The organism is Bradyrhizobium sp. OK095 (assembly GCF_900109945.1).
Taxonomy (GTDB): domain Bacteria; phylum Pseudomonadota; class Alphaproteobacteria; order Rhizobiales; family Xanthobacteraceae; genus Bradyrhizobium.
Genome location: NZ_FOBX01000008.1, coordinates 151691 through 175511, shown reverse-complemented (window position 1 = coordinate 175511; position 23821 = coordinate 151691). Strand labels below are relative to the sequence as shown.

Below are 23821 nucleotides of genomic sequence, written 5' to 3'. Positions count from 1 at the left end.
GGGATGCAAGCCGCCCCGAACTGATATAAAAGTCCGACTTCCCATGATCCCCGAGCCCGCACCCACCGTCCGAGAGCTACTCGCCTTCTATCTGGAGGCCGGTGTCGACTGCGCGCTCGCGGAGGAGTCGATAGACCGTCTGGCGGAAATGGATACCCCGCCGCCGGCCCCGCGCGCCGCGCCTCCGGTCGAGCCGCCGCGGCCCGTCGCAGCGCCCACGGTCCTGCGCGGCGAGGCCGCACCTGCGCCTGATATCGCGATTGCCTCCGCACGCGAGGCTGCGCGCACCGCGCCGACGCTCGAGGCGCTGCGCGAGCTGATGCAGAGTTTCGAGGGCTGCGCGCTGAAGCACACGGCAACGCGGTTGGTGTTCGCCGACGGCAATCCGCAGGCGCGCATCATGTTCGTCGGCGAAGCGCCGGGCCGCGACGAGGACATCGAGGGGCTGCCCTTCGTCGGGCGCAGCGGCAAGCTGCTCGATTTGATGATCGGCGCCATAGGCCTCAACCGCACCACCGCCTACATCGCCAACGTGATTCCGTGGCGGCCGCCCGGCAACCGCACGCCGACGCCGCAGGAGACGCAAATCTGCCTGCCCTTCATCCAGCGCCAGATCGAGCTTGTAAATCCCGATGTGCTGGTGACGCTCGGCAATCCCTCGACGCAGACGCTGCTGTCGACCCGCGAAGGCATCATGCGCACGCGCGGACGCTGGTTCGAGTACGAGACGGGCCAACGCACCATCCGCGCGCTCGCGACCTTCCACCCGGCCTACCTGCTCCGCTCGCCATCGTACAAGCGGCTGGCCTGGCAGGACCTGCGGGCGATCGCGAAGGTGCTGGCGGGATAATGCTCTCGTGTCCCGGACGCGATGCAGCGCGCAAGCGCTGCTTCGCAGAGCCGGGACCCAGAATGCCGCAACATGGGCCCCGGCTCTGCAGCGCATCACTACGTGCTGCGCAGCGTCCGGGGCACGAAAGCCTACGTCCCCTTCGGCCGCACGATGGCCCAGCCGATGCGCAGCAGCTGCTGGCGGCCGGTCACCAGCCATTCGAAGGCGCGCGGCACTTCCGGCACGATGCCGGGGAAGCGCGCGAGGATTTCCGGCGGCGGGGTGCCGGCGGTATCTGAAGCGCGCCAGACCACGACGCCGCCGGTTTCGCCGAATTTGACCTGGTTCATCCATGGCGTGCGCGCGGGCTCGGCATCGATGAACAGATGCGGCCGGCCGGAATGCAACGCGATCAGGCTGGCGAGCTGGGTCTCGCCGGCGACCGCGCGCAGGCGGAGATTGGTGCGGCGGGCAAAGCTCTCGTCGAAGAAATCCGAGATCGCGCGCGCCGGCATCGAGGTCGCGATCTCGTTGGTCGCGGTCCAGGGCAGGAACAGCACGGCGAGCACGACACCGATGGCGGGCGCGACGACGGCGGCGGCCCAGACCATGCGCAGCATCCGCGCGCGGCGCATCGCGATGAGATCGCCGGCCGCCACGACCACGGCAAGCCCGGACATCACCAGCACGACGCCGGCGCCGCCGACAACGGATTCGAGGCCCAGCAGGCTCGAGATCAGCACCGCACCGAACGCAGGCGCCAGCGCGAAGAAATACACAAAATTGCGCGCGAGCGGCTCGACCGGCGGGCGATAGATGATCGGCGCATCCTCAACCTTGGCGACGAACAGGCCGGTGTTGAGGAAGGTCAGCGCCGGAATCGCCGCAGCCCCGAGCACGAGCCCGCCGAGCAGCCAGGCCGCGTGAATCGCGCGGGCATTTAGCTCCGCGAGTTGCGGCAAGGTCGGCAGCACCAGCGTCTCGGGGCGCATCAGCCAGACCGCGTAGGGCAACGCCAGCACGGCGACGACGATCAGCGCGAACAGCGGATCGAGCGCGCGCAGCGTGCGGCGGCCGCCGGCGGTCGAGAGCGCGAAGACGACCAGCAGCAGGAGCAGGAAAATGGCTGCGGGCGTGGTCAGCAGCAAGAGGCCGGCCTCGATCGACCAGGCGAACCAGGCATTGCCGCGGCGCTGGCCGATGATCTGCCAGGAGTGCAGCAGCAGCAGCGCCCAGAGCGGCCGCGCCAGCACCAGCGGGCCGAAGTCGAGCGCGGGCGAGGAGAACGCCAGCACCGTCATGGTCAGGAGCACCGCCAACACCGCCTGCTGCGAGCCGACCACGGCACGGGAGAGATAATACAGCGTGATGAAGGTCGCGATCTCGCAGAGCTCGGCCAGCACATAGACGCCGAACATGTTGCCGCCGGCGGCGCGATAGGCGATATCGGCAAGCCAGATCGGCAAGGGCGGGCCGAGATCAGTCCCGACCTGGTATTCACGGCCGAACGCCAGCAGGGTCGCGAGGCTGCCGGGCGGGCTGCGATAGAACAGCAGCGCCACGAACAGCCACATCGCGGCCTGGAGCAGCACGGCGATCCACACGATCAGCCGCGGCCGGGCGCGAATGAGCTCGATGACCAGGGAGGTAAACCGCATGCAACGTCCGACAGATGCAGCCAACCCGTCCAGCCGGCCCTATTCGCTCACGACTGTTTTGATAGAGGGCGCTGCGCGTCGTGGCAACGACCGTCTGCTCTAGAGGCGCGCTGAAGCGTCGATTTCGATGGCCGTCTCCACCTGCACCTCGACCTCGGTGACCTCGAACAGGTCCTGCACCGGCGCGACGGTCCAGGGCATGTGCTTGGCGCGGGCGGCGGCGACGGGGGCGAAGAAGCTGCGGTGGTGGATGGTGGGACCGAGGCGGTTCAGCGCATCGAGGTGCTCGGGGACGCCGTAACCCTTGTGCTGTTCGAAACCGTAGCCGGGGCAGTCCTGCGCCAGCGCGCACATCAGCCGGTCGCGCGTCACCTTGGCAACGATCGAGGCGGCTGCGATCGACAGCACGATGCCGTCGCCGCCGATCACGGCCTCGCAGTCGCATTCCGTGTCGAGCCGGTCGCGGCCGTCGACGAACACATGGCGGGGCGCCTCGGGCAACGCCACCACGGCGCGCTTCAGCGCCCACAGCGAGGCACGCAGGATGTTGTCGCGGTCGATACGGGCGCGTGAGGCGACGACGACCGAGACCTGTGCGGTGGCGCAGATCCTGTCGAACAATTTTTCGCGCGCCGCCGCCGTCAGGCGCTTGGAATCATCGATGCCGCGCGGGATGCGGTCGGGGTCGAGAATCACCGCGGCTGCCACCACCGGGCCGGCCAGCGGCCCGCGGCCGGCCTCGTCGCATCCCGCGATCGGCCAGACCCCGCGCTTGATCAGCGCGCGCTCGCGGCGGAAGCTGGCTTTGCCAACCGGCGCCTTGGCTGGTTTCTTGGCGGACTTGTCCCGAATCATGGCCGGGATCGTGCGCAAGCAGCCTCGCCTGCGCAACCGGGAACCAATCGCAATTCCCGTTATTCAGGCCGGCCGCCCTACTCGGCCAGATGCACCCGGCGGTCCTCACCGACATCGATGCCGGGGGCGACGACGACCTCCCACGGATGACCGTCAGGATCGGAAAAATAGCCGGAATAGCCGCCGTAATCGGTCTCACGCGCGGCCTTCAGCAGCTTCGCGCCCTTGCCTAGCGCGAAAGCCAGCACCGCATCGACCTCCTCTCGCGTGCGACAGTTCCATGCGAGCGTGATGCCACGGAAGGTCGTCGGCCTCGGCGGATCAGGCAGCTTGGCGTCGGCCGCGAGCTGATCCCAGGGAAACAGCGCGAGCACGGGGCCGCCGGTATCGTAGAAGGCAACGGCCTCACCTGTTACCTTCAGCCGGCGCGAAAAACCGAGCGCGTCGTAAAAGGCGATGCTGGCGCGGATGTCGCTGACGCCGAGCGTGATGACGGTGAGCCGCGGCACCGGAGCCGGTAGTTCCTTACTCATGATTACGTCTCTTCCACTTTCCGCTCAGAACAGGCTGAGCTGCTCGCCGTTCTTCTTCGGCCGCACAAAATGATCCGTCGTCAGCTTGGAGCGCCGCTTGTTGAGCCCGAGCCTGTCGCAGGCGATCTCGAAGCGGCGGCCGATGGTCCAGGCCATTGGTCCGGTGCCCTTCATCCGCTCGCCCCATTTCGCGTCGTAGTCACGGCCGCCGCGCATGTCGCGGATCAGCGTGAAGACGTGGCGGTAGCGGTCGGGATAGTTGGCCATCAACCATTCGCGGAAGAGATCGCGCACCTCGAGCGGCAGCCGCAGCAACACGTAGGAGGCTTCCTTGACGCCGGCATGCGCCGCGGCATCGAGAATGCGCTCGATCTCGGAATCGTTCAGCGCGGGGATCACGGGCGCGACCATCACGGTGGTGGGAATGCCGGCTTCCGAGAGCTGCTTCAGCGCCTCCAGCCGTTTCGACGGCGTCGAGGCGCGCGGCTCCATGGTACGCGCGAGCTTTGGATCGAGCGAGGTCACGGAGATCCCGACCTTGGCGAGGTTGCGCTTGGCCATCCTCGCGAGGATGTCGATGTCGCGCACGACCAGCGCCGACTTGGTGACGATGCCGACCGGATGGCCCGCACGCTCCAGCACCTCCAGAATGCCGCGCATGATTTTGTGCTCGCGCTCGATCGGCTGATAGGGATCGGTGTTGGTGCCGATCGCGATCATCCGCGGCTCGTAACCGGCCGCCGCGAGCTCCTTCTCGAGCAGCGCCGGCGCGTCAGGCTTCACGAACAGCTTTGTCTCGAAGTCGAGCCCCGGCGACAGGCCGAGATAGGCATGCGTCGGCCGCGCGAAGCAGTAGACGCAGCCATGCTCGCAGCCGCGATAGGGATTGATCGAGCGGTCGAAGCCGATATCGGGGGATTCGTTGCGGGTGATCACCTTGCGCGAGGTGTCGACCGCAACCGTCGTCTTGAACGGCGGCAGCTCTTCCAGGCTCTGCCAGCCGTCATCGAAGGCAACGCGGGCCTCGGCCTCATAGCGGCCACTGGCATTGGATTGCGCGCCCCGACCTCGCCTGCGCTGGCGGTCGATGGCGACCGCCAGTTCAGGAAAGTCGGAAGGCGCACCCGCCGGCTCGGAGGGCGCCGTGACCGGCGGGTGCTTGAGAGCAGAAGAAGAAGCTGGACTCATGAAGCCAAGATAGCACGTCGAAGGAACAAATCAAGAACACAAACAAAAAACGTGAAAACAACCCCATGCACAGTAGCGCTGCCCAAACTTCGCGCGCCTGCCTTTGACCTCACGCAACACCGCTGTCACCTCGATCCCGTTTGATGCCGCCAGAGGATCGATCGTGCCGGAACTCAGTTGGTGACGATCGCGGTGAAGGTCTCCAGGAACATGACAAATCAACAACAATCGACCGGCGCGCGCAGCGAGCTCGATCTGCTCGACCGCTACTGGCGGGCTGCGAACTACCTCTCCGTCGGGCAAATCTACCTGCTGGACAATCCGCTGCTGCGCGAGCCCCTGCGGCCCGAGCACATCAAGCCGCGTTTGCTCGGCCATTGGGGCACGACGCCGGGTCTGAACTTCATTTACGCCCACCTCAACCGCGTCATTCGCGCGCTTGATGTCAACGTGCTCTATGTCTGTGGTCCCGGCCATGGCGGCCCGGGCATGGTCGCCAATACCTATCTCGAGGGCAGCTACAGCGAAATCTATCCTGATATCGCGCGCGATACGGACGGATTGCACAAGCTGTTCCGACAGTTCTCCTTCCCCGGCGGCATCCCCAGCCACGCGGCGCCGGAAACGCCTGGCTCGATCCACGAAGGCGGCGAGCTTGGCTACGCGCTGGTGCACGCCTATGGCGCCGCGTTCGACAATCCCGACCTGGTCGTGGCTTGCGTTGTCGGCGACGGCGAGGCCGAGACCGGCCCGCTGGCGGCGTCCTGGCACTCCAACAAGTTCCTGAACCCGGCCCATGACGGCGCGGTGCTGCCGATCCTGCATCTCAACGGCTACAAGATCGCCAATCCGACCGTGCTCGGGCGGATGCCCGACAGCGAGATCCGCGATCTCTTCCGCGGGTTGGGCCACGAGCCGCTGTTCGTCGAAGGCGATGATCCCAGATTGATGCACCAGGCCATGGCGGATGCGTTCGATGTTGCATTCGCCAGCATCCGCTCGATCCAGCAGCACGCTCGCAGTGAGCGCAAAAACGTCGAGCGTCCGCGCTGGCCGATGATCGTGCTGCGCAGCCCGAAAGGCTGGACCGGCCCGAAGGAGGTCGACGGCAAGAAAGTCGAAGGTTTTTGGCGCGCGCATCAGGTTCCCGTTGCGGGCTGCCGCGAGAATCCGGCGCATCTGAAGATCCTCGAAGACTGGATGCGCAGCTACGAGCCGGAAAAACTGTTCGACGCGAGCGGCACGCTCGTCCCCGAGCTTCAGGCACTCGCGCCCGAAGGTACCAAGCGCATGGGCGCCAATCCGCATGCCAATGGCGGGCTGCTGAAGAAGGAGCTGAAGCTGCCGGACTTCCGCAGTTTTGCATTAGAGGTGCCGCAGCCCGGCGCCGTCACTGGCGAAGCCACGCGCGAGCTCGGCAAATTCTTGCGCGAAATCATCCGCCTCAACGCGCAAGAGCGCAATTTCCGCATCGTGGGTCCGGACGAGACGGCGTCAAACCGGCTCGATGCCGTGTTCGAGGCGACCGAACGGGTGTGGATGGAGCCGATCGAGCCTTATGACGTGCACCTCGCGCAAGAGGGCCGCGTGATGGAAGTCTTGAGCGAGCATCTCTGCCAGGGCTGGCTCGAAGGCTATCTGCTCACGGGACGGCATGGCTTGTTCTCCTGCTACGAGGCCTTCATCCACATCGTGGATTCCATGTTCAACCAGCACGCCAAATGGCTCAAGGTCACTCGGCATCTGCCATGGCGGCGTCCGATTGCCTCGCTCAATTATCTCCTGACCTCGCATGTCTGGCGGCAGGACCATAACGGCTTCAGCCATCAGGACCCCGGCTTCGTCGATCTCGTCGCCAACAAGAAGGCTGACATCGTCCGCATCTACTTTCCGCCGGATGCCAACACGCTGTTGTGGATCGCCGATCACTGCCTGCGCACCTATAACCGCATCAACGTCATCGTCGCCGGCAAGCAGCCGGCACCGCAATGGCTGTCGATGCAGGAAGCCGCCAATCATTGCGATGCCGGCATCGGCATCTGGACCTGGGCCGGCAACGAGGACGCAGGACAAGGGCCCGACGTCGTGATGGCCTGCGCCGGCGATGTGCCGACACTGGAGACGCTGGCCGCCGTCGATCTCTTGCGCAAGGCGCTGCCCGATCTGAAGATCCGCGTCGTCAATGTCGTCGACCTGATGACGCTGCAACCGAGCGAGCAGCACCCGCATGGGCTTTCGGATCGCGACTTCGACAGCCTGTTCACATCAGACAAGCCCGTGATCTTCGCCTATCACGGCTATCCCCATTTGATCCACCGTCTCACCTATAACCGCACCAACCATGCCGGCATGCATGTGCGCGGCTTTGCCGAGGAAGGCACCACGACGACGCCGTTCGACATGGTCGTGCTCAACGAGCTCGACCGTTATCACCTCGCGATCGAGGCAATCGAACGCGTGCCGGGTCTTGCGACCAAGGCCGCGCAGGTGAAGCAGCAGTTCCGCGACAGACTGATCGAACATTCGCGCTATATCCGCGAGCACGGCGAGGACATGCCGGAGATCCGTGATTGGGTCTGGCCGGGCAAGACGGGTTGAGTCGATGACGGCGTCGGTCCTCGTCCTCAATTCGGGCTCGTCGAGCATCAAGTTCGGCCTGTTCGACATCTCGGCGGACGAGCCTGTCCTGCTCTGCAAGGGGCTGCTCGACGAGCACGAGGACAAGCCCCGGCTGGTCGTGAAGAGTCCCGCGGGCGAAGACCTGTTCGAGACGCGGAAGGAAGCTGCGGATGCAGACAGCGGTCATCTGTTCGCCGAGGTGCTCGCCTTCATCGAGGACCGTTTTGGCGCAGACGGCCTGCGCGCCGTCGGCCACCGCATCGTTCATGGCGGCCCGGACTATTCGGGACCGGTTACGCTGACGGACGACATCACCGCAAAGCTTGAGGCGCTGACGCCGCTGGCGCCATTGCACCAGCCGCGTTGCCTGGCACCGGTCCGCACGATCACGGCGATAAAGCCCGAATTGACGCAGATCGCCTGTTTCGACACCGCCTTCCATCACAGCATTACGCCGCCGGCGAACCGCTTCGCCATTCCGAGGCGTTATGAAGAGCGCGGCGTCCGGCGCTACGGGTTTCACGGACTGTCGTTCGAATATGTCGCAGGGCGCCTCGCCGGGATCGCGCCGCAGCTCGTCGCAAAACGCACCGTCATCGCGCATCTCGGCAATGGCGCGAGCCTGTGCGCATTACGCGATGGCCGCAGCGTCGACACCACGATGGGATTGACGCCGCTCGACGGCCTCGTGATGGGCACGCGCTGCGGCACGATCGATCCGGGCGTGCTGCTCTATCTGCAACAGCACGAGAACATGTCAGTCGAGGAGGTCCAGCACCTGCTCTATCACAAGTCTGGCCTGCTCGGCGTCTCCGGTATATCCGCCGACATGCGCACGCTGCTTGCGAGTGGCGAGCCCGCGGCACGGGACGCGGTGGACCTGTTTGTCTTTCGCGCGGCGCAGCAGATTGCGATGATGGCGACCTCGCTTGAGGGGCTCGATGGCCTGGTCTTCACCGGCGGCATCGGCGAGCATGCCAAGGAGATCCGCAGCGCGATCGGCGAGAGGCTTGCGTGGCTCGGTGTGCGCATTGATGCGACGGCGAATGACGAGGGGCGCGAGCGCATCAGCGGCGGCGATAGCCCTGTGGACGTGTTCGTCATTCCGACGAATGAAGAACTGACGATCGCGCGGCATTGCAAGGCGGTGCTGAACGCAGAATGAAATACGCCGCGGCGACTCTTCCCTTCTCCCCTTGCGGGAGAAGGTGGCACGAAGCGCCGGATGAGGGGTATCTCTCCGCGCTCACATCGGCACATGAGTACGCGGAGAGATACCCTCACCCTAGCGAGTTTGCGTCTCCCGGCGGTGCTGCCCTTTCCCGCAAGGGGAGAGGGCACTGCAATGCGCAGCTCGCCCCTAATGCGTCCCCGACCATATCTGGACGCATCCGATCACGACCTCGATCACGATCAGCACCACCACCGCAATCTCGAGCCGCAGCGAGCGCTGCGTGTCGATGATGTCGGTCAGCGCATCGGCCGTTTCCGCGACGACCGTAAGCTTGCGTTCGAGTGTGTCGAGACGCTCCTTTAGCTCATACTCGTCTTCGAGACGCGCATAGAGCCGGTCGAGCTGCGGCTTTTCCCAGAGCGCATCGGGCTTTTCGGCAACCGCAACGCGGCCGGCGACGCGCTGCTGGACCAGAAGCGCATTGCCGATGAGCTGCAAGATGCCCTTGCGCCGTCGCGAGGTACGACCCTTCTCGGCGAGCTCCCGCGCAAAGGGCTCGATGACATCGAACACCGCGGCGACGCGTCGCTCGTCGCGCGCCAGCGAAGTGCTCTTGGCGAGAGCGTCCGCAATCAGCAGCAGCCGTTCGTCGGAAAATTTCGAGAGGTTGATCGGACCGCCCGGCTGTATCGCCTCGGCGTTTTCGTCCTTGCAGAGCTGCGCCTGCGCGATCTCCTCCTCGAAGGGGCTGAGCTCGCCGGTCACGCGGGACTTCAGGCTGTCGAGCAGCACCTTCTCCTCCGAGGGAAGCTGGCCGATCAGCACGACGACGCCGTAGCGGAAAATCACGACGAGGCCGGCATGGACGCGGAAGGCGGCCGGCGTCGAGGAGACCGGCGCACCTAGCTCGAGCCCGGACGGATTGATGCGATCGCCCAGCATCACGGCGCGGATTCGCAAGGTCGGCGCGGCGTCCGGCTTCGGCGATGTTGCAGGAACACTAACGGCAAGTTGATCGGCATTCATGTGAAGCTCTCGTCAGCATCGCGGATTGCAGGCTTTTCCCGTTTCCGGGGTCGTTTCGCGCGCCTCCTCCTCTTGCGGGATTGCGATCTGTCTGCGTGGCGCGCAATATCGGAGCCAAACCCCGGATTAATACCGGGACGACGAACCTGCGCCGAAATATTCGGCAACATTGCCACCCCGCAGGGGACATATTTGGATGCGATGGCTCCGGCAGTTTACCATCGAACATGGAAGCCCCGCCGAAAAGTTGCACTCGGCATTGCCGCGTGTTTATGACAACATCATAACGGACTACGCTTCTCCCGAAGTGCGGACATCGAAGCCTCAATCATGCTGAGCGTCATCATACCGACCGAAGGCGTCGAGCAGACGGCGGTCGCAACTCTGGCCGCGCTGGTGCCCGGTGCCGCGGCCGGCATCATCAAGGAAGTGCTCCTTGTCGACGGCACCCGCAACGGCGTCATCGAGCGCGTTGCCGACGTCGCCGGCTGCCGTTTCATCGGTTTCGAGGGGTCCTCACAAGGCGCCGCGCTCGCCGCCGGCGCGCTCCAGGCCCGTTCGTCCTGGCTGATGTTCCTCCCCGCGGGCGCGGTCCTGGAAACCGGCTGGATCGAGGAGACCACCCAGTTCATCCAGAGCGTCGCGTCCAGCGGCCGGGATCGCGCGGCGGTGTTCCGCTATGCGCGCTCGCCTTACGCCGATACCGGATTCCGCGACATGCTCCGCGCCGTGGTGCGCAAGCTGGTCGGCCCGCTCGGCGATCAGGGCCTTTTGATCGCGCGTGATCATTACGACCGGATCGGCGGCTACCCGCCCCAGGCCCGCCGTTCCGAGGCGCGGCTGCTCCGACGGCTCGGCCGCTCGTCCCGGATCATGCTGCGCAGCCGGATCGTCATGGTCGGCTGAGGTCGCCAGATACTCTCCTCCAATACTTGCCAAAGTCAAATAATTGTTTGACAGTGGCAAGTATCGAGGTGAGCCATGCCATCATCAACCCTTTCGCCATCAAGCCCTGCACCATCAAGCCCTGCGTCCGCGGTCGCCGACGACCAGGTGCAGGCGGTTCGCGCCTTCAACCGTTTCTACACCCACAAGCTCGGCGTGCTCGACCAGCAGCTGCTGAAGAGCCCGTTCTCGCTGAGCGAGGCCCGCGTGCTCTACGAGCTCGCCCATGGTGACGAACAATCAGCCAAGGAGATTGGCATCACGCTCGGGCTCGACGCCGGTTATCTCAGCCGCATCGTGCAGAATTTCGACGAGAGCGGCCTGATCGCGCGCAAGCCGCTTCCGAGCGACCGCCGGCAGGTTCAGTTGAGCCTCACCGCAAAGGGCCGCCAGGCCTTTGCCAAGCTCGAACGCGTCACGCAGGACGACGTCGCCGCGATGCTGCGGCCGTTGCGGGACGAGGAGCGCAGCAAGCTGACCGGTGCGATGGAGACGATCGAGCGGCTGCTCGCGATGCCACGGGCGCCTTCGCCGCGCGCGACCTTGCGCGAGCCGCGCCCCGGCGACATGGGCTGGGTGGTGCAAAGCCACGGCGCGCTCTATGCCAGCGAATATGGTTTTGACTCCGGCTTCGAGGCGCTGGTGGCCGAGATCGTCGCCAAATACATGACGACTTACGATGGCTCGCGCGAGCGCTGCTGGATCGCCGACATCGACGGCCGCCCGGTGGGCTCGGTGTTCCTGGTGAAGGGCGGCGACGACCTCGCGAAACTGCGGCTGCTGCTGCTCGATCCCGCCGCGCGCGGACAGGGGCTCGGCCAGCGGCTGGTCGCCGAATGCGTCTCCTTCGCGCGCGCCTGCGGCTATCGGCGAATGACGCTGTGGACACAGAGCAATCTGACGGCGGCGCGAAAAATCTATCAGAGCGCCGGGTTCAAGCTTGTCGCGACCGAGCCGCATCGCAGTTTTGGGCAGAACCTGATCGGCGAGACCTGGGAGCGGGATCTCTGACGATCGAGCACGAGCGAGATGTCCGTTGATGTGCCCTCGCCCCTTGCGGGAGAGGGCATCTCCGCTGGTAGATACGGGCTCGCTTGGGCGAGGGGTATGTCTCCGCAAACATTGGTGTGCGCGGACAGATACCCCTCATCCGGCGCTTCGCGCCACCTTCTCCCGCAAGGGGAGAAGGAAGACAAAGCTACGCCGTCGCGCCTTGCGCCTTCGGCCTGCGCAGGTGCTCGTCAAGCCTTGGCATGATCTCGACGAAATTGCAGGGGCGCGTGCGGTAGTCGAGCTGGGCTGCCAAAATGCCGTCCCAGCCGTCGCGGCAGGCGCCGGGCGAGCCGGGCAGGCAGAAAATGTAGGTCGCGCCGGCAACGCCGGCGGTGGCGCGGCTCTGGATCGTCGACGTCCCGATCTTGGCGTGGCTCAGCATGTGGAAGGCGATGGAGAAGCCGTCCATGCGCTTCTCGAACAGCGGTTCGATCGCCTCCGGCGTGACGTCGCGTCCGGTAAAACCGGTGCCGCCGGTGGTGACGACGACGTCGATGCCGGCGTCAGTAATCCAGCGGCGGATGACGGCGCGGATCGCCTCGACATCATCGGTGACGATCTCGCGCGCGGCGAGATGATGGCCGGCCGCAGTGAGGCGGTCGGCGAGCGTCTGACCGGATTTGTCATCGGCAAGCGCGCGCGTGTCGGAGACGGTGAGCACCGCGATATTGAGCGGGATGAACTGTTTTGCTTCGTCGATGGAGGCCATCGCTCTATCCTCTCGTGTCCCGGACGCGATGCAGCGCGAAGCGGTGCGTCGCAGAGCCGGGACCCATTCGCGTGAGACCGGCGTTGTGGGCCCCGGCTCTGCAGCACACCGCTGAACTGGACGATGCTTCGCATCGCCAGGGAAGCGCTGCGCTGCGTCCGGGGCACGAAGTCGTGACGACTACCCCCCGCCACCAAACGTATTGCAGGCCTGCACCGTACCCTGCTGGTAGCCGGTCATGAACCATTGCTTGCGCTGCGCGGCGGAGCCGTGAGTAAACGAATCCGGCACGACGCGGCCGGTGGCCTGGCGTTGCAGCGTGTCGTCGCCAATCGCGCTCGCCGTGGTCAGCGCGGCGTCGATGTCGCCAGGCTCGAGGAAGTTCGGACGCTTCTTCGCTTCACGGTTGACCCAGACGCCGGACAGGCAGTCGGCCTGCAACTCCACCTTGACCTGGAGCGCGTTGGACTCGGCCTTGCTGCCGGCCTGCTGCTGCAGCCGCGTCACGCGCGGGATGATGCCGAGCAGGTTCTGGATGTGATGGCCGGCCTCGTGCGCGATGATGTAGGCGGTGGTGAAATCACACGCCGACTTGCCGGAGCAGCCGCGGAAGCGCGTCTCGACCTCGCGGAAAAAGCCGGTGTCGAGGAAGATGGTTTTGTCGGGCGGGCAATAGAACGGGCCCATCGCCGACTCTGCCTTGCCGCAGCGGCCGCCGTTGGTGACGTTGCGGAACAGCACGACCTTCGGACCCGTATAGGACTGGCCGCTGGCCTGGAAGATCTCGCTCCAGCGATCGTCGATCTCGCCGAGGATGCCGGAGATCATGCTGCCCATTTGATCGGTCGGCGCGCCGCGCTTGGCGGTCGAGGTCGACTGGCGATCGGTCTGGTAGCTGGGCGCCTGGCCGCCGCCGGTGAGGATCTCGGCGCCGCCGATCAGGATGCGCGGGTCGATGCCGAAGGCGTAGCCGATCAGGCCGAGCACGATCACCGTGCCGATACCGAGCCCGCCGCCCCCCATCGGCAGGCCGAAGCCGCCGCCGCCTCCTCCACCGCCACCACTATCGTCGCGGCGATCCTCGACGTCGTCGCTGCGGCGGAAATCATCGTAGCGCATGGCGGGCTTCCCTTGAGTCCTTGATGGCAATAATCGGGCACGCTAGAGCGCGAAAGCTCAACGCGCCACACACGTAAAATTTCCGTTGCCTTTATCAATATCGCGCTCGGCAAAAATTGCCTAGTGCGACAGCATGCCGATGCCAGCAATTTTTTCCGAGGGGCAGCAATTTTTTCCGAGAGAATTTTGCAGTCTTTTTTGCGCTCCTGCCGCTCCCGCAACGCGAAGAAATACGAAATAGACTGCAAAACGCGGCGATTGCGCACGACCAACCGCGCGCTACTCGCGTTGCGAGGGCTGCTCACGAAAGCGGCGGGTTAAGTCGATTTTTACTTTGCCGCTTCAATGTACTGATCAGTCGGTTGTTTGGTCCCGCGTCGCCGACAGCGTCGCCTGAGTCAGAGTTCTTGAGTCATGGTAGTGTCGCGTCGCGGGGCGTCTGCAAGGGCGCCCCGCACAAATTTTGAATCCGCTTCGCACAGCATCATCCTCGGTGATTGCGTCGCCGAGATGTCGAAGCTTCAGGCTGGTTCGGTCGACCTCGTGTTCGCCGATCCACCCTACAATCTTCAGCTCAAGGGCGATCTCAAGCGCCCTGACGAATCCCATGTCGATGCCGTCAACGACGACTGGGACAAGTTCGAGTCATTCTCCGCCTATGACGATTTCACCCGCGCCTGGCTGCTTGCCGCCCGCCGCGCGATGAAGCCGTCGGCGACGATCTGGGTGATCGGCTCCTATCACAACATCTTCCGCGTCGGCGCGATCATGCAGGACCTCGGCTTCTGGCTCCTGAACGACATCGTCTGGCGCAAGACCAACCCGATGCCGAACTTCCGCGGCCGCCGCTTCACCAACGCGCACGAAACCATGATCTGGGCCGCGCGTGACGAAAAAGCCAAGGGCTACACGTTCAACTACGAGGCGCTGAAGGCGGCGAACGAGGACGTGCAGGCACGATCCGACTGGCTGATCCCGCTCTGCACCGGCGAGGAGCGTCTCAAGGGCGCTGACGGCAAGAAAGTGCATCCGACGCAGAAGCCGGAAGGCCTGCTCGCGCGCGTGCTGCTGTCGTCGTCGAAGCCCGGCGATCTCGTGATCGATCCCTTCAACGGCACCGGCACCACCGGCGCCGTCGCAAAACGCCTCGGCCGCTCCTATATCGGCTTCGAGCGCGACAAGACCTATGCGAAGGCGGCGGAAGCGCGCATCGCCGCGGTCGAGCCGCTGCCGGAAGCAAGCCTCGCCCCGTTCATGACCGCGCGCGAAGCTCCGCGCGTCGCGTTCTCCGAACTGATCGAGCGCGGCATGATCATGCCCGGTGCAAAACTGTTCGACGCCAAGAAGAAGCTCGGCGCACTCGTCCGTGCCGACGGCGCCATCATGTTCGGCGACAAGGTCGGTTCGATCCACCGCATGGGCGCAGTGGCACAGGGCGCGCAGGCCTGCAACGGCTGGACCTTCTGGCACGTCGAGACCAAGAAGGGTCTCAAGCTGATCGACGAGCTCCGCGCAGAGATCCGTGCGGGAATGTCGGCGGGGTGAGCCCCTCGGTCATTCCGGGGCTCGCAAAGCGAGAACCCGGAATCCATCCGACCACGTCCCATGCCGCCCAATGGATTCCGGGCTCGCGCCAAGAGGCGCGCCCCGGAATGACGAGCGTGGTTGAAAGCAGCCGCAACCAGGACTAGTCTCCTTCGATCAGTCCTGACCGGTCTTGCTCCCATGCGACGACAGTCCGAGACATTGCTGCTGGTGCCGCTGCTGCCGATCTTCCTGCTCGGCATGTTTCCGATGTTCCTGATTGCGCTCCTGGGCTTCTTCGGGCTCGCCCTGTTCGGCGTGCTGGTGGTCTGCGTCGGGCTCGCCAGCAGCAACGAGGCGCATGACAATTTCAATCACGACATCATCGTGCACGGCTACGCGCGGGGATCGGAGCGCGCGGCGCGGGCCTCCGACATGCATCTCGCCACGCGGCTGGGGCTACGGCTGGAGGCGGTCGGTGCGGCGATGGTCATTACGGCGGCGATCGGCCTTTGTTACGCCGGCTGATCTGCGTGGCGCGCAGATACCGCCCGGCAAACTCGCCGGTTGCTCTCTCCGACAAGGTTCAGGCATGACAAGGCCGCCTGCGGCAATGCCGCCGCGTTCGCCTTCGGCCAACAAACCCTGGGGAGATGATAGATGCTCAAATTCTATTTCAACGGATCGCCGAACCCGACCAAGGTCGCGCTTTATCTGGAAGAGTCCGGCCTGCCGTTCGAGCCGGTGAAGATCGACACCCGCAAGGGCGACCAATTCGCGCCGGACTATCTGAAGATCAACCCGAATGCGAAGGTGCCGGCGATCGACGATAACGGCACGATCGTGTTCGACAGCAACGCCATCCTGCTCTATCTCGCCGAGACCACCGGAAAATTCCTGCCCGCGGCCGCTCTGCGCGGCGAGACGCTGTCATGGCTGATGTTCATCGCCACCGGCGTCGGGCCGTATTCGGGCCAGGCCGTGCACTTCAAGCATTTTGCGCCGAAGGACCAGAAACACGACTACGCCCATAACCGCTACCAGTACGAGACCGATCGCCACTACAGGATTCTCGACGCTCACCTCAAAGGCCGCAACTACATGGTCGGCGACAGCTATTCGATCGTCGACATGGCGCTGTGGGGCTGGGCGCGGATGGTGCCGTTCAAGCTCGGTGACGACGCCTTTGCGCGCTACCCGAATGTGAAGCGGCTGGTGGACGAGATCTCGGCGCGGCCGGCGGCGGCGCGCGCGATCGCGCTGAAGGACAAGTTCACCTTCAAGGCGGAGATGGACGACGAGGCGCGCAGCAACATGTTCAAGCACATGACGACCAAGGTCGCCTGACCGCGACAAGCTGCCGTTCGAGGCCACGCGCATGCGCGTGGCCTTTTGCTTTTGAGCCTCAGGCGGCGTGGACCGAGTTCAGGAACCGGGCGACCTCTTGCTTCAGGCGGTTGCTGTCTGACGACAGCGAGCGCGCGGCCGAGAGCACCTGCGAGGAGGCCGAACCGGTTTCGGAGGCGCCGCGCTGGACGTCGCCGATATTGGTCGAGACGCGCTGGGTGCCGTGGGCCGCCTGCTGGACGTTGCGGGAGATCTCCTGCGTCGCCGCGCCCTGCTGCTCCACGGCAGCGGCAACCGTCGAGGAGATCTCCGACAGCCGCTCGATGGTGCCGCTGATCTCCCTGATGGCGCCGACCGACTGCTCGGTGGCGGCCTGGATGCTCGAAATCTGCTGGCCGATCTCGCCCGTCGCCTTCGCGGTCTGCTCGGCCAGCGCCTTGACCTCGGAGGCGACCACCGCAAAACCGCGACCGGCATCGCCCGCGCGTGCGGCCTCGATGGTGGCGTTCAGCGCGAGCAGATTGGTCTGGCCGGCGATGGTGCTGATCAGCTCGACCACGTCGCCGATGCGCGCCGCCGCCTTGGAGAGTTCGCCGACCCGATCGTTGGTCCGGCTCGCCTGCCCGACGGCGTCCTTGGCGATGCGGGCGGATTCCTGCACCTGGCGGGCGATCTCACTGACCGAGGAGGACAGCTCCTCGGTCGCGGACGCCACGGCCTGGACGTTGGCGGTCGCTTCCTGCGATGCGGACGCCACTTCGGTGGACAAGTCCTGCGCGCGGGTCGCGGTCGCCGTCAACGTGCCGGCGGACGCCTCGAGCTCGTTCGATGCCGATGACACGGTGTCGACGATCTCGCCGACCGCCTGCTCGAACTGGTCGGCAAGCTTGACCATGTCTTTCTTGCGGTCCTCGACCTGCCGTGCCTCGACCTCCACCTGCTCGTGGCGCAGGCGCTCGGTGTCGATCATGTTGGTCTTGAACACCTCGATCGCCTTGGCCATGTCGCCGATCTCGTCGGCCTTGCCGCGCCCGGGGATCTCGACCGCGAGATCACCGCCGGCAAGCAGCCCCATCGCGCGCGTCATCGAATTGAGCGGACCGACGATGCTGCGGGCGATCAGGAAGGCGACGATCAATCCGAACAGGGTGGCGAGGCCGCCCGCGATCTGCTGCACGGTCGTGGTGCCGTCAATGACGGCTTCGGTCTGGCTGCGCGATTCCTTGTAGTCCTTCTTCAGGGCACCTTCCGCGACCTTGAGCTTGGCGATGCTGTCGACGATGAGCGGCGCGAGGTTCTTGTGGTAGATCTCGTCGGCCTGGAGCATCGCCGCCGACGTCGTCTCGAACGCGGATTTGTAGATTCCGAGCGAGGTCTTCACCGGCGCGAGCGTGGCGCGCAATTCGGTCGCCTGCGGGCTCTTTTCGAGCGCCGCGAGCCGCTGCGACGCCCGGTCCACGTTGGTTCTGAAGTTGGCGGGTCCCTTGACGTCACGCAGGGCCAGGAAACGCCAGTTCGCGATCTGGACGAGAAGGAGCCTGGATTCGAGGTCGGCGACGAGAGAGGCCGTGTCTTCGTCGACAGCGGCGCGCGCCACATCGACCAGCTTGTTCATCTTGACGGTGAGCTCATCGCCGCTCGGCAGCAGCGTTGCCTTGCCGGTTCTCGCCTCGTTGACGGCATCGCCGAGATTGTCGCGCAGGCTTTTCATCTTGGCGATGTCGGCGATCAGATCGTTGTAGAGCTTCCGCCGCTCCTCAGAGGCCGTGCCCTGCGCCCCCACCTTCAACAGCTCGGTCGCCGCGGTCTCGCGCTCTGAGGCTTCCCTCATCGCAGGCTCGCTGGCGTCGTAGATGTAGCGCAGATTGGCGCGCTGGATCGCCTGGAGATGGGTCGAAATCTCCAAAACCCGCGCGGTGCTGTCCGAAAACGCCGAGGCCTTTGCAACCTGTTCCTGGACGGACCGCAAATTCCAGATGGCGACCACCGCCATCACGAGACCAACCGCCACTAAGGCCATGAAGCCTGCGTACAGGCGTCCCCTGATCCGCAAACGAAAACTCGGCATTCCCACTGTCCACCCAGATCCACGCAAATTCGAGCGGCCGAACTCGTCCGGCTATCGTCACGGCCACCCTGGCAGCCGCGAATCGCGTCTCTCGCGATCTACGCTGCACCGCGACACAATGGAGGACACTCGTTAATTGAACCTTCTGATTTTTCGCGCACCTCTCAAGAAGCGCATACAGAATCTGCTGATCTTCTATGCAGTTGCGCAAGGATGCGGCGCGCGGTCGCATGCGGCATCCAGCCGGCTTCAAACGTCGTCACGTTGAACGTTTGTCAGCCGCCCGGCGGCTGCAATTTGCCGAGCGCGTGCTCGACGACTTCCAGCGTGTAGGGCTTCTGGACCACCGGGGCCGCGGACAGGTCTTCCGGGATCGGGGCACGCTCGCCATAACCGGTCGCGAACATGAAGGGCACGCCGATCTCCTTCAGTCTGTACGCCACCTTGATGCTGCTCTCGTTGCCGAGATTGAGATCGAGCAGCGCAAAGCCCGGCCGCGTCCGCTCGATCGCGCGCAACGCCTGGTCGACCGACGCAGCCGTGTCGACGTGGCGCGCGCCGAGATCGAGCAGGATCACCTCCGCCGCCATCGCGATGATCAGATTGTCCTCGACGATCAAGGCCGTCTCGGAAATCCGGGAGCGGGTGGATTGCTGCTCTTCTACGCGCATGGCGGCTCCTGTGATCGACGGCACCAGCTCGACGAAATTGGGCGGAATGACGAACTTGGCCTGGACGCCCAACAGGTCGAAGCGGACCTCGGCTTCGCCCTTGAGATCGAACGGCACCGAGCGCTCGATGATGGTGGTGCCGAAGCCACGGCGGGTCGGCGGCTGCACCGGCGGACCGCCGCTCTCCTTCCACTCGATCTCGAGGCTCGAATTCGGGTCGAGACGCCAGACTACCTCGACCTGGCCGGTGGAATCGGCGAGTGCGCCATATTTGGCGGAATTGGTCATCATCTCGTGCACGACCAGGGCCAGCGTCGCGAACGCTTTGGGATCGAGCGCGACGTCCGGCCCGCCCATCTTCACGCGGCCTGCGCGCGCGCCGAGATAGGCGCCCGCCTCGGATTCGACCAGCGAGCGGAGTGCGACCGGCGCCCAGTTCAGATTGGTGATCTGGTCGTGGGCACGCGCCAGCGCCTGGACGCGGCCGCCGAGCACGCCGGCGAATTCGTCGACGCTGGTGGCCGTGTCTTTGCTCTGGTTCACCAGCGCGCGAACGAGGCTGAGGATGTTGCGGACGCGATGATTGAGCTCGGCAATCATCAACTCCTGCCGCTCCTGTGCACTGCGGCGCTCGCGCGCGGCAAGGTCGGACAGTTGCAGGATCACCTCGAGCAGCGTCACGCGCAGGCTCTCCGCGATGCGGATGTCAGCCGAGGACCATGGCTTCGACTGGCCCGCGACCGTCTCCTGCCAGAGCTCAAAGCTCTTGCGCGGCGTCAGGCGAGGTCCGTTCGGGCCCTCCTCGTAGACCTTCTCGGGCGCACCCGCCCACGTCACGGACCGCAGCACCTCGCGCCGGAAGAAGATCAGGCAGTCGCGTGGCGCCCGCGAGATCGGGATGGCGAGAAATCCCGCCGCGCGGTCGCGAAAGGACTGTCCGGAGGCATAGACCTTGGCAATTTCGGCGCTGGCAAAGATCCGTCCCGGCGAGGTCCGGTTGATGAAGGCCACCAGATCCTTGACCTCGTCCTCGGTCGGTGTCTCGCCGTCGAGCGTGACCTTGTTGTCGGACCAGACCGCAGCACCGTCGCATGCGATCATCTTGCGGAAGTCGCCGACGAAATCGACGATCGCGCGCCGGCTGTGCTCATGCGCGGCCGCGGTCTCGATCAGCCGCTCCGTGACCTGATGGGCCCGCGCCTCATAGGCAACGTCGCCCTCGCGCTCGCGTCCCTCCACGATCCAGGAGAACATCTGCCCGAAAAGCTCGGATGCGGTGCGCTTCTCGAACGAGATATAGCGCGGCGAATAATGATGGCAGGCGAACAGACCCCAAAGCTTGCCGTCGCGCAGGATCGACACCGACATCGAGGCGCCGACACCCATGTTGCGCAGATATTCGATGTGGATCGGCGAGACCGAGCGCAGCACGCTCATGGAGAGATCGAGCAGCCCCGAATTATGCGTGGCGGTCGAGAGCAGCGCGGCCGGCTTCTCGTTGATGTCGGCGATGATGCGCAGCCAGTTGCGTTGGTAGAGGATGCGGGCCTGCTTGGGGATATCAGAGGCCGGATAATGCAGCCCCAGAAATTTTTCGAGCCCGGCTTCGGCGGCTTCCGCAATCACCTCGCCCGATCCGTCCGGGTGAAACTGATAGACCATGACGCGGTCGAAACCGGAGAGAACCTTGAGCTGGCGCGCCGCCTCGCGGGCAAGCTCGGTCATGCCGCGCGTCTTGCGGATGCGTTCCAGCATCAGGCGGACGAGCTCGCCGGAATTGACGCCGGGCTCGTTGACGCTCGGCTCCGCCTCGATGACGAGATAGGCGCCGGAGAAATGGATCGAGAGATCGTAGAGCGGCTTGCCAGCCTGGAGCTCGACGCCGAACATGCGCTCGGTCGCATCGGGCCCGCTCAGATGATCGACGCGGCTGCGAATGGTCGCGACGGCGGCTTCCGAAATGATGCGCGACAGCGGCTGCTGGAGCAGGTCGGCAACGTCAGTCCCGAGGAAGCTGCCGACATTGTCCGAGGCCATGCAGATCGTGAAGTCCGACAACACCGTAAGCAGGAAACCGAACGGCTGGACGCTGCCGGGAATGTGGATCGGCTCGCGATCGCAATTGGTGAGATTGACCGCCTCGTTCATGCGCGGTCCGCCGCTCGCTCGAACGCGGCAAAGGCGGCGCACGCCGCTTCGATCGCCTCATCCCCGTCGCAGGCCTGTTCGCTTGCGAGCTTTGCCAGAAAGCTCTGCCAGAGCCGCTGGCCTGCGCCATGGCTGAGATAAGCGGTGGCCTCGCCGATGCGCGGATCGCCTGCATCCGCGACCATCTTCAGCAAAAACTTTGCGCCGAGCCGGGAGCCCTCCAGAACATACAACGTGCCGAGCATGCCGCTGCGCGTCAGCGGCGGCACGGACACGGTGGATTGCGCAGCGCTGCCAAGCTGTCCGAGATCGGCCGCGATCGCAGCACCGCGCGACCGCTCCAGCCAGTCCGGAAACATCCTGGCGACGCCAGCGTCCACGAGGGCCGCTTCGAGCGGCAACAGGGCACCCGCGCTGGCTTGCAGGAAACGGCGATAGCCGGACAAGACGGTGAGATCGACTGACGAAAGCTGCGCATCGAGTTCCCGGTGGGCGGCCGCCGTCGCATCTCTCAATCGTTCACGCAGTCCAGGAAAGCTGCGGCCCACCTGTATTGATACGTCCGAAGCCCCAGCCAGCATGAAATTCCCAAACGCGCGCAATGCCGGGGGCTCGATTGCCCCGGAAGCGGGCAAACGCCCGGCGGAACCCAAAGGTTCCGCCGGTACACGAAATTGGGAGGCAGGCGGTGCCAGTATCTCCTCCGTTCTCTAGCTCCGCCGAACCGGCTTCCTCAGCTCGTAGGTGATCTCCGACCGCGTCATGCCGCAGTCCTGAAGCTCCCGCTCGCTCATGGCGGCGAGCTGAACCCGGACCTGGGACCGTTCGCGCCTGATATGGACCATCTCAACCAGCCCCCGCCAGACACGACTCAATCCGGTCAGCCCGCAACCTTCGCCGGCGTCTGTGGAAAAAGACCGAGCGCCTTCTCGGTCAGGATCGAGTCGCAATATTCCCTGATCTCCTTGATCTTGCCGTCCTCCAGCCGAAACACCAGGCAATAGTCGTTGTCGTAGCGCACGCCCCCGGGCGTGAAATTGTCGCCCTTGGCTTCCACCACGACGATGTCGCCGTCGGCGATGAAGCGCTCGGCGACGGTGCGCGTCCGGTCGCGCAGGCGGGTTCGCACATAGCCGTGCAGGTCGTTCAGGATCGCCTCCTTGCCGGTGAAGGTGCGCGACCAGGAATACTGGCCGGTGACAACCCATCTGGCGTCGTCGGCAAGGCTTGCAGTGAACAGGGAGCGATCGCGCACGGCCGCATCCGGGCTGGCGGCGGCGGCGAAAATGTCCTGCATCAGTTTCTTGTTGGCGCTCGCACTCATGGCGGCATCTCCTTGTGGTGGCAACACGGAGATCATCGCTCGCCCTACAACATTCTTCAAATCGATAGCGGGTATGATATCTATTCGCTCCATGAATTTGAATTCGCTCGACCTGAATCTACTCACCGCGCTCGATGCATTGCTGCGCGAGGCCAATGTCAGCCGCGCGGCCATGAGGATCGGCCTGTCACAGCCTGCGACGAGCCATGCATTGCAGCGCTTGCGCGACATCTTCGGCGACCCGCTGCTGGTGCGCACCGGCGCGCGGATGGAGTTGACGCCCCGGGCACAGGCCTTGCGCGCACCGCTGGCGCAGGCGCTCGACCAGGTGCGCGGGCTGTTCGTGCCTGAGGACTTCGACGCCGCGCGCAGCGAACGGCCATTCCGCCTGATGATGCCGGATCTCGCCGTCGAGCTGTTGATGCCGCCGCTGATGGAAAAGGTCACACGCCTTGCGCCCAACGTCCGCATCGACGTCGTGCCGTGGCGGGGGCCGGCGATCTTCCACGCCGAGTTCGCCCGCACCATCGATCTCGTGATCTCGATCGGCAACGCCTTCAAGGGCTTTCACCGCCAATTGCTCTACACCGACAGCGACGCGCTGGCGGTGCGGCGCGGCCATCCCATGGGAGCGAAGCTGAAGCGGCGCGAGATGTTTTTGGCCGCACGCCATGTCGGCGTGATCATCCGCGGCAACAGCGAGGATCTGATCGACACCTGGCTGCGCAGCAAGGGCATCGAGCGGCATATTTCACTGGTGGTGTCCGGCTATCTCGAAGCGCTGCACGTCACCGCCCGCACCGACCTCGTCGCCTTCGTGCCGCGCCGGCTGATCGCGGCGCTGTCAAAACAGCTCGGCCTCGTCGCGGTGACGCCGCCGCTCGACCCCGGGATCGACGAGCAGTTCATGTTCCATCCGACGCGGGCGCAGATGGACCCGGGCTCGATCTGGCTGCGGCGGCTGATGCTGGAGACGGGACGGGAGCTGGAGAAGCGGAAGGCTTCGTAAGGTGGGCAAAGCGAAGCGT

Annotated in this window: 21 protein-coding genes; 9 read left to right on the top strand and 12 right to left on the bottom strand. The window is 65.0% G+C overall.

Going from position 1 to position 23821, the window contains the following annotated elements:
* Window positions 1-43 precede the first annotated feature (43 nt).
* Complete coding sequence (locus tag BMW89_RS21970; RefSeq protein WP_092029095.1) at window positions 44-850, top strand: uracil-DNA glycosylase; 807 nt, start codon at window positions 44-46, stop codon at window positions 848-850.
* 131 nt (window positions 851-981) lie between these two features.
* Here BMW89_RS21970 and BMW89_RS21965 read toward each other — a convergent pair whose 3' ends face one another.
* The 4 genes from BMW89_RS21965 to BMW89_RS21950 form a co-directional block, all read right to left on the bottom strand.
* Entirely contained in the window at window positions 982-2490 is a 1509-nt protein-coding gene (locus BMW89_RS21965) for a glycosyltransferase family 39 protein (RefSeq protein WP_092029094.1), read from the bottom strand.
* Window positions 2491-2589: 99 nt separating this feature from the next.
* Window positions 2590-3345: a ribonuclease HII gene (gene rnhB, locus BMW89_RS21960; protein WP_092029326.1), complete on the bottom strand. Its 756-nt coding sequence runs from the start codon at window positions 3343-3345 to the stop codon at window positions 2590-2592.
* Window positions 3346-3422: 77 nt separating this feature from the next.
* On the bottom strand, window positions 3423-3878 hold the full coding sequence (locus BMW89_RS21955) for a VOC family protein (protein WP_092029093.1): 456 nt from the start codon (window positions 3876-3878) through the stop codon (window positions 3423-3425).
* A 24-nt stretch (window positions 3879-3902) separates the two neighbouring features.
* On the bottom strand, window positions 3903-5066 hold the full coding sequence (locus tag BMW89_RS21950) for a PA0069 family radical SAM protein (protein WP_092029092.1): 1164 nt from the start codon (window positions 5064-5066) through the stop codon (window positions 3903-3905).
* A 210-nt stretch (window positions 5067-5276) separates the two neighbouring features.
* Between BMW89_RS21950 and BMW89_RS21945 the strand changes: the two genes are divergently transcribed.
* A complete protein-coding gene (locus BMW89_RS21945; protein WP_177196235.1) occupies window positions 5277-7664 on the top strand; it encodes a phosphoketolase family protein in 2388 nt (795 codons plus the stop codon).
* Window positions 7665-7668: 4 nt separating this feature from the next.
* Window positions 7669-8850 (top strand): acetate/propionate family kinase, encoded by a 1182-nt coding sequence (locus tag BMW89_RS21940; protein ID WP_092029091.1) that lies wholly within the window; start codon window positions 7669-7671, stop codon window positions 8848-8850.
* A gap of 195 nt (window positions 8851-9045) precedes the next feature.
* Here BMW89_RS21940 and BMW89_RS21935 read toward each other — a convergent pair whose 3' ends face one another.
* On the bottom strand, window positions 9046-9885 hold the full coding sequence (locus BMW89_RS21935; protein WP_092029090.1) for an RMD1 family protein: 840 nt from the start codon (window positions 9883-9885) through the stop codon (window positions 9046-9048).
* A 330-nt stretch (window positions 9886-10215) separates the two neighbouring features.
* Between BMW89_RS21935 and BMW89_RS21930 the strand changes: the two genes are divergently transcribed.
* On the top strand, window positions 10216-10791 hold the full coding sequence (locus tag BMW89_RS21930) for a glycosyltransferase family protein (RefSeq protein ID WP_092029089.1): 576 nt from the start codon (window positions 10216-10218) through the stop codon (window positions 10789-10791).
* A 75-nt stretch (window positions 10792-10866) separates the two neighbouring features.
* A complete protein-coding gene (locus BMW89_RS21925; protein ID WP_092029088.1) occupies window positions 10867-11841 on the top strand; it encodes a bifunctional helix-turn-helix transcriptional regulator/GNAT family N-acetyltransferase in 975 nt (324 codons plus the stop codon).
* Between the two features lie 187 nt (window positions 11842-12028).
* Here BMW89_RS21925 and moaB read toward each other — a convergent pair whose 3' ends face one another.
* Together moaB and ypfJ are read right to left on the bottom strand one after the other, a co-directional pair.
* Window positions 12029-12592 carry a molybdenum cofactor biosynthesis protein B gene (gene moaB, locus BMW89_RS21920; protein ID WP_092029087.1) on the bottom strand — a complete coding sequence of 188 codons (564 nt, stop codon included), beginning with the start codon at window positions 12590-12592 and terminating at the stop codon, window positions 12029-12031.
* Between the two features lie 180 nt (window positions 12593-12772).
* Entirely contained in the window at window positions 12773-13711 is a 939-nt protein-coding gene (gene ypfJ / locus BMW89_RS21915; protein ID WP_092029086.1) for a KPN_02809 family neutral zinc metallopeptidase, read from the bottom strand.
* Window positions 13712-14125: 414 nt separating this feature from the next.
* Between ypfJ and BMW89_RS21910 the strand changes: the two genes are divergently transcribed.
* The 3 genes from BMW89_RS21910 (at window position 14126) to BMW89_RS21900 (ending at window position 16582) form a co-directional block, all read left to right on the top strand.
* Window positions 14126-15256, top strand: coding sequence for a site-specific DNA-methyltransferase (locus tag BMW89_RS21910; protein WP_092029085.1), 1131 nt, complete (start codon window positions 14126-14128; stop codon window positions 15254-15256).
* A 180-nt stretch (window positions 15257-15436) separates the two neighbouring features.
* The gene (locus tag BMW89_RS21905; RefSeq protein WP_092029084.1) at window positions 15437-15763 is read left to right on the top strand and encodes a hypothetical protein; all 327 of its coding nucleotides are present in this window, start codon (window positions 15437-15439) and stop codon (window positions 15761-15763) included.
* Between the two features lie 132 nt (window positions 15764-15895).
* Window positions 15896-16582 (top strand): glutathione S-transferase family protein, encoded by a 687-nt coding sequence (locus BMW89_RS21900; protein ID WP_092029083.1) that lies wholly within the window; start codon window positions 15896-15898, stop codon window positions 16580-16582.
* Window positions 16583-16640: 58 nt separating this feature from the next.
* Here BMW89_RS21900 and BMW89_RS21895 read toward each other — a convergent pair whose 3' ends face one another.
* From BMW89_RS21895 to BMW89_RS21875, 5 genes are all read right to left on the bottom strand, one after another.
* Complete coding sequence (locus BMW89_RS21895) at window positions 16641-18650, bottom strand: methyl-accepting chemotaxis protein (RefSeq protein ID WP_177196233.1); 2010 nt, start codon at window positions 18648-18650, stop codon at window positions 16641-16643.
* Window positions 18651-18925: 275 nt separating this feature from the next.
* Window positions 18926-21469 (bottom strand): HWE histidine kinase domain-containing protein, encoded by a 2544-nt coding sequence (locus BMW89_RS21890; protein WP_092029081.1) that lies wholly within the window; start codon window positions 21467-21469, stop codon window positions 18926-18928.
* Window positions 21466-22050, bottom strand: coding sequence for a biliverdin-producing heme oxygenase (locus BMW89_RS21885; RefSeq protein WP_092029324.1), 585 nt, complete (start codon window positions 22048-22050; stop codon window positions 21466-21468). Before BMW89_RS21885 ends, BMW89_RS21890 begins: the two co-directional genes overlap by 4 nt.
* Window positions 22051-22179: 129 nt before the next feature.
* Entirely contained in the window at window positions 22180-22314 is a 135-nt protein-coding gene (locus tag BMW89_RS38575) for a YjiS-like domain-containing protein (protein ID WP_092029080.1), read from the bottom strand.
* 35 nt (window positions 22315-22349) lie between these two features.
* Entirely contained in the window at window positions 22350-22793 is a 444-nt protein-coding gene (locus tag BMW89_RS21875; protein WP_177196232.1) for a nuclear transport factor 2 family protein, read from the bottom strand.
* A gap of 91 nt (window positions 22794-22884) precedes the next feature.
* Between BMW89_RS21875 and BMW89_RS21870 the strand changes: the two genes are divergently transcribed.
* Window positions 22885-23802, top strand: a complete 918-nt coding sequence (locus tag BMW89_RS21870) for a LysR family transcriptional regulator (RefSeq protein WP_092029078.1) — start codon at window positions 22885-22887, stop codon at window positions 23800-23802.
* Window positions 23803-23821: the final 19 nt, after the last annotated feature.

Excerpts from the sequence above, each read along its gene's own strand:
- BMW89_RS21965 (WP_092029094.1), bottom strand. The coding sequence starts at position 2,490 with ATGCGGTTTACCTCCCTGGTCATCGAGCTCATTCGCGCCCGGCCGCGG.
- BMW89_RS21955 (WP_092029093.1), bottom strand. The coding sequence starts at position 3,878 with ATGAGTAAGGAACTACCGGCTCCGGTGCCGCGGCTCACCGTCATCACG.
- BMW89_RS38575 (WP_092029080.1), bottom strand. The coding sequence starts at position 22,314 with ATGGTCCATATCAGGCGCGAACGGTCCCAGGTCCGGGTTCAGCTCGCC.
- BMW89_RS21890 (WP_092029081.1), bottom strand. The coding sequence starts at position 21,469 with ATGAACGAGGCGGTCAATCTCACCAATTGCGATCGCGAGCCGATCCAC.
- moaB (WP_092029087.1), bottom strand. The coding sequence starts at position 12,592 with ATGGCCTCCATCGACGAAGCAAAACAGTTCATCCCGCTCAATATCGCG.
- ypfJ (WP_092029086.1), bottom strand. The coding sequence starts at position 13,711 with ATGCGCTACGATGATTTCCGCCGCAGCGACGACGTCGAGGATCGCCGC.
- BMW89_RS21940 (WP_092029091.1), top strand. The coding sequence starts at position 7,669 with ATGACGGCGTCGGTCCTCGTCCTCAATTCGGGCTCGTCGAGCATCAAG.
- BMW89_RS21885 (WP_092029324.1), bottom strand. The coding sequence starts at position 22,050 with ATGCTGGCTGGGGCTTCGGACGTATCAATACAGGTGGGCCGCAGCTTT.
- BMW89_RS21875 (WP_177196232.1), bottom strand. The coding sequence starts at position 22,793 with ATGAGTGCGAGCGCCAACAAGAAACTGATGCAGGACATTTTCGCCGCC.
- BMW89_RS21970 (WP_092029095.1), top strand. The coding sequence starts at position 44 with ATGATCCCCGAGCCCGCACCCACCGTCCGAGAGCTACTCGCCTTCTAT.
- BMW89_RS21930 (WP_092029089.1), top strand. The coding sequence starts at position 10,216 with ATGCTGAGCGTCATCATACCGACCGAAGGCGTCGAGCAGACGGCGGTC.
- BMW89_RS21870 (WP_092029078.1), top strand. The coding sequence starts at position 22,885 with ATGAATTTGAATTCGCTCGACCTGAATCTACTCACCGCGCTCGATGCA.
- BMW89_RS21945 (WP_177196235.1), top strand. The coding sequence starts at position 5,277 with ATGACAAATCAACAACAATCGACCGGCGCGCGCAGCGAGCTCGATCTG.
- BMW89_RS21935 (WP_092029090.1), bottom strand. The coding sequence starts at position 9,885 with ATGAATGCCGATCAACTTGCCGTTAGTGTTCCTGCAACATCGCCGAAG.
- rnhB (WP_092029326.1), bottom strand. The coding sequence starts at position 3,345 with ATGATTCGGGACAAGTCCGCCAAGAAACCAGCCAAGGCGCCGGTTGGC.
- BMW89_RS21910 (WP_092029085.1), top strand. The coding sequence starts at position 14,126 with ATGGTAGTGTCGCGTCGCGGGGCGTCTGCAAGGGCGCCCCGCACAAAT.
- BMW89_RS21925 (WP_092029088.1), top strand. The coding sequence starts at position 10,867 with ATGCCATCATCAACCCTTTCGCCATCAAGCCCTGCACCATCAAGCCCT.
- BMW89_RS21950 (WP_092029092.1), bottom strand. The coding sequence starts at position 5,066 with ATGAGTCCAGCTTCTTCTTCTGCTCTCAAGCACCCGCCGGTCACGGCG.
- BMW89_RS21900 (WP_092029083.1), top strand. The coding sequence starts at position 15,896 with ATGCTCAAATTCTATTTCAACGGATCGCCGAACCCGACCAAGGTCGCG.
- BMW89_RS21895 (WP_177196233.1), bottom strand. The coding sequence starts at position 18,650 with ATGCCGAGTTTTCGTTTGCGGATCAGGGGACGCCTGTACGCAGGCTTC.
- BMW89_RS21905 (WP_092029084.1), top strand. The coding sequence starts at position 15,437 with ATGCGACGACAGTCCGAGACATTGCTGCTGGTGCCGCTGCTGCCGATC.